14 protein-coding genes are annotated in these 14,859 nt (G+C 73.0%); 4 read left to right on the top strand and 10 right to left on the bottom strand.

Annotated elements, in window-relative coordinates:
• Positions 1-63: 63 nt before the first annotated feature.
• Positions 64-300 (bottom strand): hypothetical protein, encoded by a 237-nt coding sequence (locus KGD83_RS04305; RefSeq protein WP_013155191.1) that lies wholly within the window; start codon positions 298-300, stop codon positions 64-66.
• A gap of 204 nt (positions 301-504) precedes the next feature.
• On the opposite strand from KGD83_RS04305, the gene KGD83_RS04300 reads away from it, so the two are divergent.
• Positions 505-1,506 (top strand): R2-like ligand-binding oxidase, encoded by a 1,002-nt coding sequence (locus KGD83_RS04300; RefSeq protein WP_212642625.1) that lies wholly within the window; start codon positions 505-507, stop codon positions 1,504-1,506.
• Between the two features lie 42 nt (positions 1,507-1,548).
• Here KGD83_RS04300 and KGD83_RS04295 read toward each other — a convergent pair whose 3' ends face one another.
• Together KGD83_RS04295 and KGD83_RS04290 are read right to left on the bottom strand one after the other, a co-directional pair.
• Positions 1,549-2,601 carry a zeta toxin family protein gene (locus tag KGD83_RS04295; RefSeq protein ID WP_212642624.1) on the bottom strand — a complete coding sequence of 351 codons (1,053 nt, stop codon included), beginning with the start codon at positions 2,599-2,601 and terminating at the stop codon, positions 1,549-1,551.
• A gap of 130 nt (positions 2,602-2,731) precedes the next feature.
• Positions 2,732-4,045 (bottom strand): glycoside hydrolase family 6 protein, encoded by a 1,314-nt coding sequence (locus KGD83_RS04290; protein ID WP_212642623.1) that lies wholly within the window; start codon positions 4,043-4,045, stop codon positions 2,732-2,734.
• Between the two features lie 167 nt (positions 4,046-4,212).
• Here KGD83_RS04290 and KGD83_RS04285 point away from each other — a divergent pair, with 167 nt between their 5' ends.
• From KGD83_RS04285 to KGD83_RS04275, 3 genes are all read left to right on the top strand, one after another.
• The gene (locus tag KGD83_RS04285; protein WP_212642622.1) at positions 4,213-4,635 is read left to right on the top strand and encodes an NUDIX hydrolase; all 423 of its coding nucleotides are present in this window, start codon (positions 4,213-4,215) and stop codon (positions 4,633-4,635) included.
• A gap of 75 nt (positions 4,636-4,710) precedes the next feature.
• Entirely contained in the window at positions 4,711-6,453 is a 1,743-nt protein-coding gene (locus tag KGD83_RS04280; protein ID WP_212642621.1) for an ABC transporter transmembrane domain-containing protein, read from the top strand.
• Positions 6,450-8,399, top strand: a complete 1,950-nt coding sequence (locus KGD83_RS04275) for an ABC transporter ATP-binding protein (RefSeq protein WP_212642620.1) — start codon at positions 6,450-6,452, stop codon at positions 8,397-8,399. Before KGD83_RS04280 ends, KGD83_RS04275 begins: the two co-directional genes overlap by 4 nt.
• Positions 8,400-8,456: 57 nt before the next feature.
• Here the strand turns inward: KGD83_RS04275 and KGD83_RS04270 are convergent, their stop codons facing one another.
• The 7 genes from KGD83_RS04270 to KGD83_RS04240 all read right to left on the bottom strand — a co-directional run bounded on the left by KGD83_RS04270 (position 8,457) and on the right by KGD83_RS04240 (position 14,854).
• On the bottom strand, positions 8,457-9,071 hold the full coding sequence (locus tag KGD83_RS04270) for a Uma2 family endonuclease (protein ID WP_212642619.1): 615 nt from the start codon (positions 9,069-9,071) through the stop codon (positions 8,457-8,459).
• Positions 9,072-9,311: 240 nt separating this feature from the next.
• Complete coding sequence (groL, locus tag KGD83_RS04265; protein ID WP_013155198.1) at positions 9,312-10,943, bottom strand: chaperonin GroEL; 1,632 nt, start codon at positions 10,941-10,943, stop codon at positions 9,312-9,314.
• A 343-nt stretch (positions 10,944-11,286) separates the two neighbouring features.
• Complete coding sequence (locus KGD83_RS04260; RefSeq protein ID WP_212642618.1) at positions 11,287-12,114, bottom strand: ABC transporter permease; 828 nt, start codon at positions 12,112-12,114, stop codon at positions 11,287-11,289.
• The gene (locus KGD83_RS04255; RefSeq protein WP_212642617.1) at positions 12,111-13,082 is read right to left on the bottom strand and encodes an ATP-binding cassette domain-containing protein; all 972 of its coding nucleotides are present in this window, start codon (positions 13,080-13,082) and stop codon (positions 12,111-12,113) included. The genes KGD83_RS04260 and KGD83_RS04255 overlap by 4 nt, the downstream gene beginning before the upstream one ends.
• Before the next feature lie 174 nt (positions 13,083-13,256).
• Positions 13,257-13,877: a PadR family transcriptional regulator gene (locus KGD83_RS04250; RefSeq protein ID WP_212642616.1), complete on the bottom strand. Its 621-nt coding sequence runs from the start codon at positions 13,875-13,877 to the stop codon at positions 13,257-13,259.
• Between the two features lie 84 nt (positions 13,878-13,961).
• Positions 13,962-14,444 (bottom strand): GNAT family N-acetyltransferase, encoded by a 483-nt coding sequence (locus KGD83_RS04245; protein WP_212642615.1) that lies wholly within the window; start codon positions 14,442-14,444, stop codon positions 13,962-13,964.
• A 131-nt stretch (positions 14,445-14,575) separates the two neighbouring features.
• A complete protein-coding gene (locus KGD83_RS04240; protein ID WP_212642614.1) occupies positions 14,576-14,854 on the bottom strand; it encodes a ubiquitin-like small modifier protein 1 in 279 nt (92 codons plus the stop codon).
• Between the last annotated feature and the right edge of the window lie 5 nt (positions 14,855-14,859).

The raw sequence follows: 14,859 nt of genomic DNA, 5'->3' as shown, positions 1-14,859 counted from the left end.
GCGGTCCCGGGGGCGGCGCGGCGGGGCGCGTGCGCCCGGGGCCGCCCGCGGGGCCCCGTCGGCTCAGAAGGACGGCAGACCGCCCATGACGTAGGTGCCCGCGGCGATCCCCCAGGCCACCAGGGAGTAGCTCAGGGTGCGGGTGCGCAGGAGCCTGTCGCCCCGTACGGAGGGGGCGGTGAAGGCAGCCACGAGGAGCGCCATGCCGAGCAGGGCGGGGATGGCGGAGGCCAACGCGAAGAGCTGGGTCTGGGCGGCGCACGCGGTGTAGCCGGATGTGCCGGGATCACCACAGAACACGTCGTTCCCCGATCGTTCGGTGCGGTCGGTACTCCCCGACCGTACCGTTTCGGCGGGGGCGCGCCGTCAACGGCCGCGGTCGCAAATCCACCGAGCCGGATTCGGTTTTTGGCGCCGCCCACCCCGTCCGCTCTTTACACAGACCCCTGCCGTGTCCAATCATGAGGACACAGCAGCTCCCCCAGCGGCCAGGAGGTCCTCCCCGTGCCCGTCTCTCCGACCCCCGCACCGCCCCCGTCCGCTCCCGCGGAGCGCCGCACCGGCTTCCACTCGCTCCGGGGCGGCGGCCTGAACTGGGACTCCCTCCCGCTCAAGCTGTTCGCCAAGGGCAACGCCCGGTTCTGGAACCCGGCCGACATCGACCTGAGCCGGGACGCCGAGGACTGGGAGGGGCTGGGCGAGGGGGCGCGGGCGCGGGTCCTGCGGCTGTGCGCGTTCTTCGTGGCGGGCGAGGAGGCGGTCACGGAGGACATCCAGCCGTTCCTGCGGGCCATGGCCGCGGAGGGGCGGCTGGGCGACGAGATGTACCTGACCCAGTTCGCGTTCGAGGAGGCCAAGCACGTCCAGGCGTTCCGGCTGTGGCTGGACGCGCTCGGGGTCCAGGAGGACCTGCACGGGTACGTGGACGCCAACCCGGGGTACCGGACGCTGTTCTACGAGGAGCTGCCCGGGTCCCTGGAGGCGCTGCTGGAGGACCCGAGCCCGCGCAACCAGGTGCGCGCCTCGGTGACCTACAACCACGTCATCGAGGGCTCGCTGGCGCTGACCGGGTACTACGCCTGGAACCACCTGTGCACGGTGCGCGACCTCTTCCCGGGGATGCGCCGGATCGTGCGCATGATCGGCGACGACGAGCGGCGCCACATGGCGTGGGGCACCTTCACGTGCCGCCGCCACGTCGCGGCCGACGACGCCAACTGGGACGTGGTGCGCGAGCGGCTGGACGAACTGCTGCCGCACGTGACGTCCACGGTGGAACGCGGTGAGGAGCCCGCGGGCGACCCGGCCGCCCGGCGCTACGAACTGCCTCCGGGCGAACTCGTCCGCTACGCGGGCGACCGCGCGCTGCGCCGCCTCGGCGCGATCGAGTCCGCGCGCGGGGTGCCCGTGTCGCGGATCGACCTGGACGCCGCGCCCGAGGAGCTGGAGGAGCGGTTCGGCGAGGAGGACCGGGAGGCCGTGCGGAGGCTGGCGGCCCGGGACTGAGGACCCGCCGGGCGCGCCCGGACTGAGGACCCGCCGGGCCCCTCAGACGGCGCTGCGCGGGGCGCGCCCGGAGGCGTGCCACAGCTCCCGGCGCCCGCGTTCGGCCTCCAGTGCGACGCGCCCGAACGGCTCGGTCCGCCAGTCGTCCTGCTCCCGGTGGTTGGCGTAGAGCACGTCGCCGTCGCGGGAGAGGACGTAGAGCGAGTCAGCCAGTCGGTGGGTCTCCAGGAACTCCACCGTGTTGGGGAGGCCCAGATAGAAACGGTCATGGTGGAGTTCGGGCATCCACCTGCCGAAACCCTGGTCGGCACGGGCCCGGGCGTACCGGTCGGCGATCGCGAAGCGGCTGTTCGAGCTGTGGGTGGCCACGACTGCGACCTCCACCCGGTATCCGGCTTCGCGGAACCCCTCCACCCAGGACGCGGCCCAGTCCGCGCGGCCGAGGGGGTGGCTGCACACGGCGTCCACGCGGCCCGCGCGCAGGTGCGCCATGGCCAGCCCGTGCAGGCCGCCGACCTGCCGGGCCAGGGCGGAGGAGGCGGCGCGGTCGTCGGCGGCCATCGCCCACTCGTAGTCGGGCGCCAGGCGCAGCAGGTCGTCGCCGTCGTAGCTGACGGTGCCCTCGGGCAGGAACGGCAGGACCAGGCGCTGGAGGGTGGACTTGCCCGAACCGGGCTGGCCGCCCAGGAGCAGGAGCCGGGGCCGCTCGCGGGCCGGTCCGGTGAGCCGGTCGCGGAGCGCGAGGTCGAACAGGGCCTCCAGGTCGGCCCCGGCCAGGACGGGGCCGGGTTCCCCCGGGGACGCGCCGTCGCGGACGCGGACCGGCTCGGCCCGCAGTTCGGCGACGGTTCCCGGAAGCTCGCGGTTGACCCGGGCGACCTCCCCGTCGTCGAGGAAGGGCAGCCGGGCCTCCCGCGCGAGCAGTTCGGCGGCGCGCTCCCGGAGCCCGGTCCTGCTCAGGCAGGCGCCGACGGCCGCGCTGTAGAGGTTGTAGGCCCGTTCGCGGGCCTGCCGGGGACCGGCCTCCTGCGCGGGAAACCCGCCGCAGGCGCTGTCCTCCACCAGGGTCCGCTCGCCCACCTGTGGAACCGTCATCCGTGTCCGCCCTTCACCCACCGGGGATGCTAGTGCCTCCCCGGCCCCGGGATGCGGGGTTCGGCGCGGTTGGCCGGAGGCGGCCAGGAGGACGGGGCGGGACGCGGCGCGTCCCGCCCCGTCAGCGCGGTCAGGCCGCGGAGCACGTCACCTCGGGCGTGCCGTTGCTACCGGTGTGGGTCCCGGTGAATCCGAACTCGGTGCTGCCGCCGGCGCCGAGCGTGCCGTTCCAGCCGATGTCGGATGCGGTGACCCGCGATCCGCTGCTGGAGAACTCGGCGTTCCAGCCCTGGGTGAACCGCTGCCCGTCGGCGTAGGTCCACGTCACGGTCCAGCCGCTGAGGGAGTCCTCGGCGGTGACCGTCACCGCCGCCTGGAAGCCGTCGCCCCACTCGCTGACGATCCTGTAGTCGGCCGTGCAGCCCTCGCCCGCGGGCGGGTCGGTGGGCTCCTCGGGATCGGTCGGCTCGCCCGGGTCGGTGGGGTAATCGGGGGCGTTCACCGCCATGTCGTAGGCGGCCTGGGGCACGAACTGCCCCGCGGGCGCGATGCAGCCGTCGGCCTCACCGGGCAGCTTGGTCCAGATGAAGGCGTCGATCAGCGGGTTGCCGGTGTCGGTGGTGCTGGGACGGCCGATCATCCGTCCCGGCGGGTCGCACCACTCGTTCTGGGGCGCGGGGCCGTTGCCGTTGCGGCTGGTGTCGATCACGGCGCCGAGCCCGGACACGCCCGTCGCCGCGACGACGGCCTCGGCGAAGGCGACCTCGTCGTGGGTCCAGTTGTAGTTGGAGGTGTTGGTGGCGACGCCGTGCGCGCTGTTCGCGACGTCCGCGCCGTTGAGCAGGGCGGCGGCCTCCTGGGGGCCGAGCCAGGCCGAGTTGCCGATGTCGAAGTAGACCCTGGCCTCGGAGGAGCCCTGCATGAGCGCCTTGCCCGCGTGGGCCATGGAGTCCAGGAGCTCGGACGGGTCGCTGCAAGCGCTCACCAGCGGCAGGGCGTCGGGCTCCAGGACGATGGTGGCGGACCGGCCCTCCAGGCCGGCGGCGACCTCGTCGACCCAGGCGCGGTAGGCGTCGTGGCTGGGCGCCCCGCCGCCGCTGTGGTTGCCGCAGTCGCGGCCGGGGATGTTGTAGACCACCAGGATGGGGGTCTGCCCCTGGGCGTCGGCGGCGCTGACCACCGCGTCCACGTCGTCGCGGACCTCGTCGGGGTTGTACTGGGTGAACCAGGTGGCCTGGGCGACCGAGGCGATTCGGTCGCGGATGACGTCGGCCCGGGGGTCGTTCGGGTTCTCCTCGACCCAGACGGCCGCCGACGTGTTGGGGTTGACGTAGAACTCGGACCCGGCGGCCGAGGCGGGCGCCGTGGCGAGCAGCGCCGCTCCCAGGGCCAGGGCCGAGACGGAGCTAACTGCTGCTCCGATGGCTATGCGTGTGCGGGACATGAGCCTTCCTTCGGTGTGGTGTTCCCCGGTTTCCCCTGCTTCCCCGTTACTGCGCGCATGGGAGCGCTCCCAAAAAGTCACAGTACCCGGCGGAGCCCCTTGTCCCCAGGGGGGTAACGACTGTGTTTCCCAAAGGTGACATCCACGCCCTGACATAGGGTGGTCGCATGTCACCCACTCCGCCCTCCTCCCCCGCCGTCATCGACGCCCTGGCCTGGGTCCACGTCCGCGAGGGCCGCCTGCTGTGCGTGCGCACCGACGGGGTGGACCTGTTCTACCTGCCCGGCGGCAAGCGCGAGCCCGGGGAGAGCGACGAGGCCGCGGTGGCCCGCGAGGCGATGGAGGAGGTCAGCGTGGTGCTGCGGCCGGACACTGTCCGCCGGATCGCGGTGATCGACGAGGCCGCCCACGGCCAGGGCCCGGGCACCCGCGTTCGCCTGTCGTGCCACACCGCCGAGTACGACGGCGAGATCTCGGCGGACAACGAGATCGCCGAACTCGCGTGGATCGGCTTCGCCGACCGCCGGCGCTGCGCTCCGGCGGTGCGCCGCCTCATCGAACTCCTCCACGCCGAGGGCACCGTCGGCTGACCCGGACCCGGCCCCTTCCCGCCCCGGAAAAATGAGTGGCCCGCGCCCCTCCCCCCTGGTTACAGTCCGGATACTGTGCGGACACTTCCCCAGCCCGCCGGCGTTCCCGAACGCCGTTCGGCCGATCGGTTCCTGTGGTGGCTCGTCCTGAAGGAGCGTCGCTCGCTGCTGTGGTCCGGAGCCACCACGGGCGCCTTCATGCTCACCGGCGTGCTCATCTCCGCCGCGCTCGGCGCCGCCCTCGACTCCGGGGTCGCCCGCGGCGACCTGGACACCCTCCTGGGCTGGTTCGGCGTCCTCGGCGCGCTCGTCGTGACCGCCGTCGCCCTCATCCCCCTCGCCCACCGGGCCGAGTGCTTCAACTGGTACGCGTCCGCCTACCGGACCATCCAGGTGGTCACCAACCACTCCGTGCGCATGGGCCCCACGCTCACCCGGCGGCTGCCCTCCGGCGAGGTGGTGGCCGTGGGCACCGAGGACATCAACCGCGTCGGAGACTTCTACGAGACGGCGGGTCAGGTCCTGTCCTCCCTCTTGACGGTGGCCGCGGTCAGCGCCCTCATGCTCACCTCGCACGTCACCTTCGGCGTCATCGTCCTGGTGTCGGTCCCGCTCATCATGGCGGGGATGGTGCCCCTGCTGAGCCTGTTCTCCCGCCGCCAGGAGCACCAGCGCGACCGGCAGGCCGAGCTCACCACCCTGGCCACCGACCTGGTCGCGGGCCTGCGAGTGCTCCGGGGCGTGGGCGGCGAGCGCACCGTGGACCACCGCTACCGCACCGCCTCCCAGCGGGTCCGCTCCGCCACCATGCGCGTGGGCCGGGTGGACGCCGCCCTCAACGCCGTGCGCGAACTCCTCCCGGGGCTGCTCCTGGTCGGCATCGTCTGGTACGGGGCGCGCCTGGCCCTGACCGGGGAGATCACCGTCGGCCAGCTCGTCGCGTTCTACGGTTACACCGGCACGCTGTCCATGACGGTGCGCCACCTGATGCGCTCCCTGTCCATGTACGTCTCGGCCCGGGTGGCCGCCGGGCGCGTGGTGCGCGTGCTGAACCTGGAGCACGACCACCCCGACCCCGAGCGTCCCGAGCCGGAACCGACCGGCCCCTGCGACCTGCACGACCCCGGCAGCGGGGTGACCCTCGCCGCGCACCGCACCACCGGCGTGGTCTGCGCCGACCCCTCCGACGCCACCGCGATCGCCGAACGCCTGGGGCGCTACCGGGACGAGGAGGGCGCGCACGCCGCGCTGGTCGAGACGGGCACCGGCCGGACCGTGCGCCTGCGCGACCTGCCCCGGTCCCTGGTGCGCCGCCGCGTCCTGGTGGCCACCAACGACGCGCACCTGTTCTCCGGCACCCTGCGCGGCGAACTGTCCCCGGAGCGGGGGATCTCCGACGAACGCCTGGCCGAGGTCGTGCGCGCCGCGCACGCCGACGACGTGGTGCGCCAGTCCGCCGCCGGGCTGGACGCGCTGCTCACCGAGCGCGGCCGCGAGTACTCCGGCGGCCAGCAGCAGCGCCTGCGCCTGGCCCGCGCCCTGGCACTGGAGCCGGAGATCCTGGTCCTGGTGGAGCCCGCCTCCGCCGTGGACGCCCACTCCGAGGCCGCGATCGCCGCCGGGCTGCCCGCCGAGCGGGCGGGGCGCACGACCGGACTGGTCACCACCAGTCCCCTGCTGCTCGACCACACCGACCGCGTGCAGTTCGTCGAGGAGGGCCGCCTCACGGCCGAGGGGACCCACCGCGCCCTCCTCGCCGAGTGCCCGGGCTACGCCGCCGCCGTCCTGCGCGCCGTTCCCACGGAGGGGAAGCCATGACCCGGGCCGCCGACAACGCCGAGGCCCTCGACCCACCGCTGGCGGCCGAGGCGTCCGACACGCCCCGGGGGGCCCGGGCGGCCGAGGCGTCCCGCACGCCCGGAGCGCCCAACGCTCCCTCCGCGTCCGCCGCGCCCGCGGAGCACCACGCGGCGGGGCTGCCCATCGCGCCGGTCGAGGCCGTGTGGAGGAGGCTGCGCCGGGCCGGGCGCGAGCACGGACGGCTGCTCGCAGTCGTCGTGCTGCTGTACGGGACCGCCGCGCTCATGGCGCTGGCCTCGCCCTGGATCCTGGGCCTGATCATCGACACCGTGCGCGCGGCTGGGGCGCCGTCCGGGGCGTCGGAGCAGGCGGCCTCACGCGTCGACGTGCTCGCCGGACTCATCGTCGTGGCGCTGGTGCTGCACGCCGGATTCACCCTGGCGTCCGTGGCTGCCTCGATCCGGTTCGGCGAGAGCGTTCTGGCCGAACTGCGCGAGGAGTTCGTGCGCGCGGTGCTCCGGCTCCCGATGGGCGTGGTGGAGCGGGCGGGCACGGGCGACCTGGTGGCGCGCACCGGCCGCGACATCGGCCATCTGAGCCACACCGTGCGCGTCTCGGTGCCGGTGATGGCGGTGAGCACGGTGACCCTGGTGGTCGTCACCACGGCGCTCGCGGTCCTGCATCCGCTCCTGCTGCTGGCGTGGCTGCCGTCGGTGCCCGTGCTGTGGGTGTCCACGCGCTGGTACGCCCGCAGGGCCCCGGACGGGTACGTGCGCGAGCTGGGCACCTACTCGGAACTGACCCAGAGCGTGACCGACACCGTGGAGGGCGCGCACACCATCGAGTCGCTGGGACGGCAGGCCCGGCGGATCGCGCTCAACGAGCGGAAGGTGGGCCGGGCCTACGCGGCGGAGCGGTACACGCTGTGGCTGCGCTGCGTCTGGTACCCGCCGCTGGAGTTCGGGTACGTGTTCCCGATCGCGCTGACCTTTCTGGTGGCGGGTCTGCTGTACGCGGACGGCGCGCTGAGCCTGGGCGGGATCGCCACCGCGGTCTTCCTCAGCAGGCAGATGGGACGGCCCCTGGACCAGCTGCTGGACCAGGTGGACAGCCTGATGATGGGCTTCACGAGCATGCGCAGGCTGTTGGGCGTGGAGCTGGCCGGGGAACCGGGCGGGCGGGCGCACTCCGCCTCGGACGCGGCCGGGGCCGCCCGGCCCGGCGAGGTGCGGGTGGAGGACGTGCGCTTCGGCTACACCGACACGGAGGTCCTGCACGGCGTCGACCTGGTGCTGGCGCCCGGCGAACGCCTGGCCGTGGTGGGCCCGAGCGGCGCGGGCAAGTCGACCCTGGGCAAGCTGATCGCGGGCGTGCACCCGCCCACCTCGGGCGGCGTCCGCGTGAGCGGGGCGCCGGTGTCGGGCCTGCCTCCCGAGGAACGGCGCGCGCGGGCGATCCTGCTGAGCCAGGAGAGCCACATGTTCCGGGGGACGATCGCCGAGAACCTGGCGCTGGCGCTGGACCGGCCCGAGGGCGCGGCCGAGGTGGACGAGGAGCGCCTGTGGGAGGCGCTGGCCGCCGTGGACGCCGAGCCGTGGGTGCGCGCGCTGCCGGAGGGGCTGGGCACGCGGGTGGGGTCGGGCAACGCCTCCCTGGACCCGGCGCACGTGCAGCAGCTGGCCCTGGCCCGCGTGGTGCTGGCCGACCCCGACGTGCTGGTGCTGGACGAGGCCACGTCCCTGATGGACCCGCGTTCGGCCCGCCGCCTGGAACGCTCGCTGGCGGGGGTGCTGTCGGGGCGCACGGTGGTGGCCATCGCGCACCGGCTGCACACCGCGCACGACGCCGACCGGATCGCGGTGGTGGAGGACGGCCGGATCAGCGAGCTGGGCAGCCACGACCAGCTACTGGCCCGCGGCGGCTCCTACGCAGACCTGTGGCGGGCCTGGCACGGCGCGGACTGAACCCCTCGGGCCGCTGCCGCCCGCGTCCTCGGGAGTGCCGCTCTGCCCGCGCCCCGCTCAGGAAGGCCACTGGTCGGGGCCGGGGAACCTGGACGTGTCCAGCTCGACGTCGAAGGGCTCCGGCAACCGGATCTTCGCTCCGGAATCCACGGTCGTGGCGTGGTTGTAGCGGCCGTTGCCGGGCTGCTCGTAGAGGGTGACCGACGGACCGGCCCCGTCCCAGGCGTCGATCAGCAGGTAGAGCGGGACCGGCGCGTGCGCGTAGCCCCACGGCTTCTCCCTGCGGTCGGTGTCCCCACTGCTCCGGGAGACGATCTCGACCACCAGTTCCGCCTCGTCCGCCGGACAGGGGGTCTTCGACGGGTCGAGGACGACGTCCTCCGGCATGACAACGAGGTCAGGCATGTAGAGCCGCTCAACGGTCGGCAACTGGATGCCCAGGGTCTGGTAGACATCCCAGTCGTCGGGAAGTACCCGCCCGAGCATCCGGTTCACCCGGACCGCGATGTAGTTGTGGGGGTCAGACTGGGGGGCCACGGGCACGACTCCGTTGCCATCGATGATCTCGGCCCGCCAACCGTCGGGCACGTCCAGCTCTCGCCAGGTGCCCAGCAGGTAGTCCCATCGCGACAGCCCCACCGCCGGGGCGGCCTCCGTCGTCAGCAGACCCATTTCGCCTAGCACCGCCGAGCAGGGATCGGAACGCTCCGTATCCCTGTCCGCCCGACACTTCGCAGAATGACCCCGGCTTTTCGCGAACGACAGTGCCGCCTCGGCGATGGCAGCGTCCACTGCCCCCGAGAAGGCGAAACCGGGCGACCCCCGAAGGGGCCGCCCGGTCGTCGCGGGCGAGGTCGCGTATCCGGACCTCAGACACCTGCGGGCCCGGGGGCCCGAGGTCTCACGGACCTGCTAGAAGTCCATGCCGCCCATGCCACCGGTCGGGTCGCCGGCGGGAGCGGCGGCCTTCTCCGGCTTCTCGGCGATGACGGCCTCGGTGGTCAGGAACAGACCGGCGATGGAAGCCGCGTTCTGCAGAGCCGAGCGGGTGACCTTGGTCGGGTCGATGACGCCGTCCTTGAACAGGTCGGTGTACTCGCCGGTGGCGGCGTTCAGGCCGAACCCGGGCTCCAGGTTCTTGACCTTCTCCGCCACGACACCGCCCTCGAGGCCGGCGTTGATCGCGATCTGCTTGAGCGGCTCGGCGATGGCGCGGCGCACGATGTCGGCGCCGATGGCCTCGTCGCCCTCCAGCTCCAGCTTCTCGAAGGCCGGGACGCTGGCCTGGAGCAGGGCGACGCCACCGCCGGGCAGGATGCCCTCCTCGACCGCGGCCTTGGCGTTGCGGACGGCGTCCTCGATGCGGTGCTTGCGCTCCTTGAGCTCCACCTCGGTGGCGGCACCGGCCTTGATGACGGCCACGCCGCCGGCCAGGCGGGCGAGACGCTCCTGGAGCTTCTCGCGGTCGTAGTCGGAGTCGGTGCGCTCGATCTCGTTGCGGATCTCGTTCACGCGACCGGCGATCGCGGTGGCGTCACCGGCGCCGTCCACGATGGTGGTCTCGTCCTTGGTGACGACGACCTTGCGGGCGCGGCCGAGCATGTCGAGCTCGGTGCTCTCCAGCTTGAGGCCGACCTCCTCGGTGATGACCTGGCCGCCGGTCAGCACGGCGATGTCGCCGAGCTGGGCCTTGCGGCGGTCACCGAAGCCCGGGGCCTTGACGGCGACGGACTTGAAGGTGCCGCGGATCTTGTTGACGACGAGCGTCTGGAGGGCGCCGCCCTCCAGGTCCTCGGCGATGACGACCAGCGGGCGACCGGCCTGGAGGACCTTCTCGACGACCGGCAGGAACTCGTTGTTGTTCGAGATCTTGGAGTTGACGATGAGGATGTAGGGGTCCTCGAGGACCGTCTCCATGCGCTCCAGGTCGGTGGCGAAGTAGGGCGAGATGTAGCCCTTGTCGAAGCGCATGCCCTCGGCGAGCTCGAGCTCCAGCCCGAAGGTCTGGCCCTCCTCGACCGTGATGACGCCTTCCTTGCCGACCTTGTCCATGGCCTCGGCGATGGTCTCGCCGATCTGGGGGTCGCCGGCGGAGATCGAGGCGGTGGAGGCGATCTGCTCCTTGGTCTCGATGTCCTTGGAGAGGTTGCCGAGCTCCTCGTTGATGCGCGCGACGGCGGACTCGATGCCGCGCTTGAGGCTGATCGGGTTGGCGCCGGCGGCGACGTTGCGCAGGCCCTCGCGAACGAGCGCCTGGGCGAGCACGGTGGCGGTGGTGGTGCCGTCACCCGCGACGTCGTCGGTCTTCTTGGCGACCTCCTTGACCAGCTCGGCCCCGATCTTCTCCCACGGGTCCTCGAGCTCGATCTCCTTGGCGATGGAGACACCGTCGTTGGTGATCGTGGGGGCGCCCCACTTCTTCTCCAGGACGACGTTGCGGCCCTTGGGGCCGAGCGTGACCTTGACGGCGTCAGCGAGCTGGTTCATGCCGCGCTCGAGGCCGCGACGGGCCTCCTCGTCGAACGCGATCAGTTTGGCTGCCATTGAGTTCTTGTCCTCCCGTGACCGGGCTGATACGCGATGGGACGAGGCATGCGCCCGCGACGGACGACCGCGGAACCTCCCGGCAACCCTGCTGCCGGGAGCCGCGATCTCGCAGCCTCGATCCGGTTAGCACTCAGTGAAGGCGAGTGCTAACCAGTTCCCTTTTTAGCACTCGCCCCCGGCGAGTGCAAACGATGTGGTCACGATTTCCCACCCCGACATTTCCCCATCTACCTGCACAAACACCGTATGACATGCGGGTTTTCCGCGCTGAGCGGACGGAGCCGCGCACCGGTTCCGACCTCTCCCGGCACGCGGCTCCGGCCCGCTCCGCGGCCCCGGATCAGGAGCTGAGGCGGCGCATCGCCCGCGACCCCCCGGCCAGCGCGGCGACCGCCAGCACCACCGCCACGGCCCAGCCGACGGCGACCGAGGCGTCCCACTGCCCGGCGAACAGGGCGCGCTCGGCGTCCACCACGTAGGCCACCGGGTTGGCCCGCGAGAGCGCGTACAGCCACGGCGGCGCCAGCTCCATCGGCAGCAGCACGCCGGACAGCAGCATCAACGGCATGATCAGCGTCTGCACGATGGGCGCGAACACGTAGGTCTGCTTGACCGCCAGGGCCGCCAGGTAGGACAGCGTGGCCAGCCCGGCGCCCAGGACGGCGAGCAGGAGCAGCCCCACGACGGCGCCCGCAGGCGAGGCCCGGAACCCGAGCGGCACCACCAGCACGAGGATGAGCACCATCTGCGCCAGCATCATCACCACGTCGCGCAGGACCCGTCCCAGCAGCAGCGACACCCGGCTCACCGGGGTGGCCAGCAGCCGTTCGTGCGCTCCGGAGGACATCTCCGGCAGCAGCCCGAAGCCGGCGAACCCGGCCGTGAACAGGCCGAGCATCACCAGCAGGCCGGGGACGAACCACTGCCACGGGTCCTGCCCCTCGGCACCGGCCAGCCCCGTCAGCAGCGGCGCGAACAGCACCAGGTACAGCACAGGTTGCAGCATGCCGAAGAACAGCATCAGCGGCCGGTGCAGGAACGGCCGCATCTGGCGGGCGAAGACGGTCACGGTGTCGCGCACCAGGCCCGGCCCCCGCACCGCGGTCGCCTCAGCCGTCCGCGCCCCGGCCTTCTCCGCCGGGGCCTCGGTCACCTCACGGGAACTCATGCGCCCTCCTCCCTCAGGCTGCGTCCGGTCAGGGTCAGGAACACGTCGTCCAGGGTGGGCCGCTGCACCCGGACGGAGAGCAGCGGGACCCCTGCCGCGTCCAGCCCGCGCAGCAGCTCGGGCAGCACGGTGTCCCCGCGTTCCACGCGCAGGCGCACCTCGGCGTCGCGCCCCGCGTCCGCGAGCACCTCCGCGGTCCCGGCGGAGGGCGCCCGTTCGGCGACCCCGGCGGCGGTGCGCGCCCGTTCGGCGTCCGGCACCGTGAGGGTGACCAGGTCGCCGGAGACCCTGCCCTTGAGCTCGTCGGCGGTACCGTCGGCGATGACCCTGCCGTGGTCGATCACCAGGACCCGCTCGGCCATGTCGTCGGCCTCGTCCAGGTAGTGGGTGGTGAGCACGACCGTGGTGCCCGTCCGGTCGCGCAGCCTGGTGATGTGCTCCCACAGGTTGGCGCGGCTGTGCGGGTCGAGCCCGGTGGAGGGCTCGTCCAGGAACAGCAGCCCCGGCTCGTGGATGAGCCCCATGGCGATGTCGAGGCGCCTGCGCTGTCCGCCGGAGAGCTTGGTGACCTCCCGGTCGGCGGCGGCGCCCAGCTCCAGCTGGTCGAGGAGCCCGTCGGCGCGGCGGCGCGCGGTGCGCCGGTCGAGCCCGTACAGCAGCCCCTGCGTGTACAGCTCCTCCCGGGCCCGCTGGTCCTCTCCGGCGCCGTGCCCCTGGCCGACGAAGCCGATCCCGCGGCGCACCTCGGCGGGCGCGGTGCGGACGTCGTGCCCCGCGACCACGGCGGTGCCCGAGGTGGGTTCGAGCAGGGTGGTGAGCATGCGCAGCGTGGTCGACTTCCCCGCGCCGTTGGGTCCGAGCAGGGCGACGAGCTCGCCCTCGGCGACGTCGATGTCGACGCCGCGGACGGCTTGGACGACCTCCTTGCCGACCCGGAAGTCACGGGTCAGCCCGCGTGTGTGGATCATCCCTCTCCTTATTAAAAGTTGAGTACGAGAGAGAGTGTGCACCACCGGGCGAGATATTCAAAGTTTAATAAGAGCCCGGTCCGCGCCCCCGGGAAGGCAGCCCCGGTGACGGAGGCCCGCACGGGCGGGGAGGGCCGAGGCGGCGGAGCCGACGGGAGCGGACGGGCCGCCGGGTCAGCGGTCGCGGGCGACCGTCCCCGACTCCGGGGGCGGGCCGAAGACCCCGGGCCTTGGGGGCAGCCCGAAGGCACCGGGGCCGTCGTCGGCCATGGTGTACTCCCCGGCCCGCAGGGAGGCGACGAGTTCACGCGTCCAGCGGGCCTCGGCCCCGATCGTGCCCCGCCACAGGCCGAAGAGTTCGCGCACGTGCGCGGGCTCGCCCCAGCCCTCGGAGGGCCGCAGCTCCTCGTCGGTCCTCTCCAGCAGGTCCAGGCGCTGTTCCAGCAGCGCGACGACCTCCGCGCGCGGCAGGGCGGGCATGAGGGTGACCGCGGCGAAGAGCATCGCGGGGTCCCCCCTGTGGGACAGCCCCCGGCGGATGAGGCGGTGGAGTTCGGCCTCGCCCTCCTCGGTGATCGCGTAGGAGACGCGGTCGACCACCTCGTCCCCCTCGGCGACGAACTCGCGCAGCCTGCCCTCCCGGGAGAGCTTGCGCAGGGCGTGGTAGATGGAGCCCCACTTGATGTTGGCCCAGTGCTCGGTGCCCCAGTCCAGGAGCTGACGGCCCACCCGGTACCCGTGGGCCCGCCCCTCCATGCGCACCACACCCAGGACCAGCAGCCGCGTCGCCGACATCTCCACCCTCGTTCGACCGGAATCCCCTCCAGCCTACGAGCAGGAACGGGGCGGTTCGGCGAGCCGGGGCCGGGCCGCCCGGCGTCACAGCTTGCGGAAGTACCGCACGACGGGCAGGGCGGTGTAGCCGGCGCGCTCGTAGGTGGCGCGGGCCGGGGCGTGCCCGTCGTCGCCGCCCGTCTCGACCATGGCCACCGCCGCGCCCTGCTCGCCAATCCAGTCGGTGGCGGCCCCGGTCAGCGCCGCCCCCACGCCCCGCCCCTGGTGGTCGGGGTCGACGGCGAGCAGGTGGATCTCCCCCATGCCGTCCTCGGGCAGCATCCTGGCGGTGGCGAAGCCCGCGACCGCTCCGTCGGCCTCGGCGACCCACACGCGCTGGTCCCCGGCGTCGACGCTCCCGGCCACCTCGTCGTACTGGCTGCGCCGCCAGTCCGGGACCAGGACCGGGTAGACCTCCTCCCCCAGGACCCGGCGCAGCGAGGCGTGCACCGGTTCCCACGCGCGCAGTGCCAGAGCGATGACCGCTTCCCTGTCGGACTCCCGGAACAGCCGGATCTCGATGCCCATACGCCCAGGCTAGGGAGCGGCGGTCACGGGCGCACCGGGTTTTCCGGAGCGCTCTCCCGCGCGGGTCGCGGAATACCGCGAAGGGGCGGCCCGGCGCCCTGTCGCGCCGCGGCCGCCCCTCACGGCGGGGCTCAACAGCCCCCGGCGACCGCCGGGATGATGGAGACCTGGGCGCCGTCGGCGACCTCGGTCTGGAGGCCCTTCTCGAAGCGCACGTCCTCGTCGCCGATGTAGACGTTGACGAAGCGGCGCACCTTGCCGCCGTCGTCCAGGATGCGGGCGCGGATGCCGGGGTAGTTGGCCTCCAGGTCGTCGATGACCTCGGCCAGGGTGGCGCCCTCGGCGGTGACCTCGGAGGCGTCGTTGGTGTAGGTGCGCAGGATGGTGGGCACGCGGACGCTGGCGCTCATGGCGG

The organism is Nocardiopsis akebiae (assembly GCF_018316795.1).
Lineage (GTDB): Bacteria > Actinomycetota > Actinomycetes > Streptosporangiales > Streptosporangiaceae > Nocardiopsis > Nocardiopsis dassonvillei.
The sequence above is the reverse complement of the archived record's forward strand: the minus strand, read 5'-3'. Positions and strand labels throughout refer to the sequence as shown.